General features: G+C 72.5%; 3 protein-coding genes. 2 read left to right on the top strand and 1 reads right to left on the bottom strand.

The window, feature by feature from the left end; all coding sequences use genetic code 11:
- Positions 1 to 167: 167 nt before the first annotated feature.
- Positions 168 to 383, bottom strand: coding sequence for an I78 family peptidase inhibitor (locus ACFXPK_RS32765; RefSeq protein ID WP_385007932.1), 216 nt, complete (start codon positions 381 to 383; stop codon positions 168 to 170).
- Between the two features lie 689 nt (positions 384 to 1,072).
- Between ACFXPK_RS32765 and ACFXPK_RS32760 the strand changes: the two genes are divergently transcribed.
- Positions 1,073 to 1,870 (top strand): hypothetical protein, encoded by a 798-nt coding sequence (locus ACFXPK_RS32760; RefSeq protein WP_385080799.1) that lies wholly within the window; start codon positions 1,073 to 1,075, stop codon positions 1,868 to 1,870.
- Positions 1,867 to 2,319, top strand: coding sequence for a hypothetical protein (locus tag ACFXPK_RS32755; RefSeq protein WP_385080798.1), 453 nt, complete (start codon positions 1,867 to 1,869; stop codon positions 2,317 to 2,319). Before ACFXPK_RS32760 ends, ACFXPK_RS32755 begins: the two co-directional genes overlap by 4 nt.
- The last annotated feature ends 74 nt before the right edge of the window (positions 2,320 to 2,393 follow it).

The following is a 2,393-nucleotide window of genomic DNA, read 5'->3' as shown; positions in this document are numbered from 1 at the left end:
CGGCCACCGCCACGGCCGTGGGCGTGGGGGGGGCCCGCCCCCCCCCCACCCCCCCGGGGCCCCCGACACCCCCGGGCGCGCGGCCGGGGCTTCGTCGTGCCGTACGGGTGCGGGATGCCGTACGGGCGCGGTCCTTCGTACGAGGTCGGGGCGGGGGCCTGGGGAGGTCAGCCGGCCCAGCAGCGCACGACCCTGCCGCCGTCGACCTCGAAGTTGAGCCGGCCGACGACGAACTCCATGGTGATGATCGAGCCCGGGGGCAGCGCCCTGAGATGGGTCCAGCCGCGCCCGCGAGCCTGCCGCTCGGCGCTCTCGGCGTCGAGTCCGACGTAGGACTCCGGCGCGTCGTCGGGCTGTCGGGGAGGGGTCGGTAGGGATGCCATACCACTCACCGTAGGCGCCGGGAGCCACCGAAGGAAGCGGAACGGAAGGGCGATCGGAAGGGCATCGGAAGCGGTCCGTTACCGGGAGAGGAACGTTCGAGTCCCTCGGCGGTCACGCTTGTGTCACAGGTTCCCGACACTCTCCGCGTGTGAACCTCTTCACCCTTACGGACCAGTCACCGCGTACGCGTCGATAATTCCAAAGCCCCGAAGATCACATAAATTTCGCTCTCTGAATTCAGCTCGGCAAGTGGGGCATGAACGCGCGTCAGACAATGGCGACGCCATGGGGTGCCGGAACGAATTCACGATTTCCCGCCGCCTTCGCCCCGTCCCCGCGCACACGGGGATCCGCCGGGCCCGCCCGCCGCCCGCGCTCCGTCCCCCGGGGGCAGCCGCCGTGGAGACCACCGGAAGCAGCAACGGGATCCGGCCACCGCTGTGACGCACCGACATCCCGACTTGTCGATTCGTACACCCACTGACCTGGGATCCGCCCGGCCGGGGCGACGGATTCGCCCGGATCCCCGGTCCGGCCCGGTCCTACGGGTTCCGGCCACCGGTCGGCGCGCCGCGCGGGACGGTTCGATTCCGTACGCCCGCGCGCGTGACCCGGGCCACGGCTCACCCGTTGTCTCTGTACGAGCCGGGAACAGCCCGGCCCACGCACCGAGTTCGAGGAGCCAACCGTGCCGCGCATGCTCGATGTCAGCGAGGACGTCCGCGCCGAGATCGGCGACGAAGAAGCCGACCGGCTGCTCGCCGGCGAGAACTCCCCGGGCAGTTACGACTGCACCTCCTGCCGGACGCCCGGCGACTCCGAACAGGAGCGGACCAGCACCGTTCTGTTCGTGGGCGAGGAGACCGCGGTTCTCGCCTTCGCCCACGCCACCTGTATCCCCTCCCAGGTCGTCCAGGTCGCCGAGGACCAGCTCCAGGGCGCCGTCCGGTCGATCACCGGCGGCGAGCAGCCCCAGCCGTCCCGGACCCCCGCCGTCCCCGACGCCGCCCCCGGACAGGCCGTGCTCGGTGTCACCAGCGGTCTGGTGCTGCTGGAGGAGGACCTGCACCCCGCCCTCGTCGTCGAGCCGACCGCCCCGATCGCCCGGCCGGGCTCCGACTCCACCACCGACGAGTTCCTGTCGCTCCTGATCGAGCAGGGCTTCCAGCCGGTCACCGCACTGGACTCGGTGCCCGCGCAGAACCCCGGCTGGTCGGTGCTGCTCGCCATGGGCCAGCTCCACGCCGTACTCCAGCCCGGCACCGGCGGCGGCTCCCCGACCGCCTGGTGGCAGGCCCACCAGCCGCTCCAGGTCACGGAGGGGTGGCGGACGGCGGCCAACAAGTCGCAGCGGGTGCTGGTCTTCGCCGCGCCGGTCGGCTCCATCGGCCAGCAGCCCCGGGAGGACCTGCTGCGCGACGCCCTGGAGAAGGCCGCGGCCAACGGCATTCTGGTCGCCGCCCTGATGCCGCTGGCCGGCACATGACGGAGGCCACGCGCCCCACCCGCCGGCTGCGCCCGTATCCGCAGCCGGCGAATTCCCCGGGCAGCCCGCATCCGACGGACGGCGGGGTCGTTGGCACGTACGTGCACTCATACGACCCCTCCCGCCCGCAGTACCAGAGCCAGATCCCTTCGATGCGCCCGGCGCAGGACGGAGCGGACGGGTTCTCGACGACCCCGATCTACGACGCCCTCTACTCCGAGTTCCGCAGGTCCTTCAGAGCGCTGCCGGGCGACCGGAGCAACGAGGAGAACCTCGGCTTCACGGCGTTCGGCACCGGGCTGCACGGATCCCACCCCGTCTACGGCGGCCACAGCGGCTTCGGTCATACGCAGACGCAGTACCCGGGGTCCTGGCAGCGGGATCCCCGGCAGCACATGGGCAGGACCGACCGGCCGGCGCTGCCGCCGGCGCCGCGCCGCGGGATCTGACCCGCGCACGGACCGGAGCGGCCGCCGACACGGCCGTACGCGGTGGGGCCCGGCACGGTTTATCCGTGCCGGGC

The organism is Streptomyces sp. NPDC059142, from assembly GCF_042755665.1.
Lineage (GTDB): Bacteria > Actinomycetota > Actinomycetes > Streptomycetales > Streptomycetaceae > Streptomyces.
Note: the sequence above shows the minus strand (reverse complement) of the source record. Positions and strands in the feature narration are given on the sequence as shown.

What these genes read in the sequence shown, in the direction of transcription:
- ACFXPK_RS32765 (WP_385007932.1), bottom strand. Translation starts at nt 383, where the DNA reads ATGGCATCCCTACCGACCCCTCCCCGACAGCCCGACGACGCGCCGGAG.
- ACFXPK_RS32755 (WP_385080798.1), top strand. Translation starts at nt 1,867, where the DNA reads ATGACGGAGGCCACGCGCCCCACCCGCCGGCTGCGCCCGTATCCGCAG.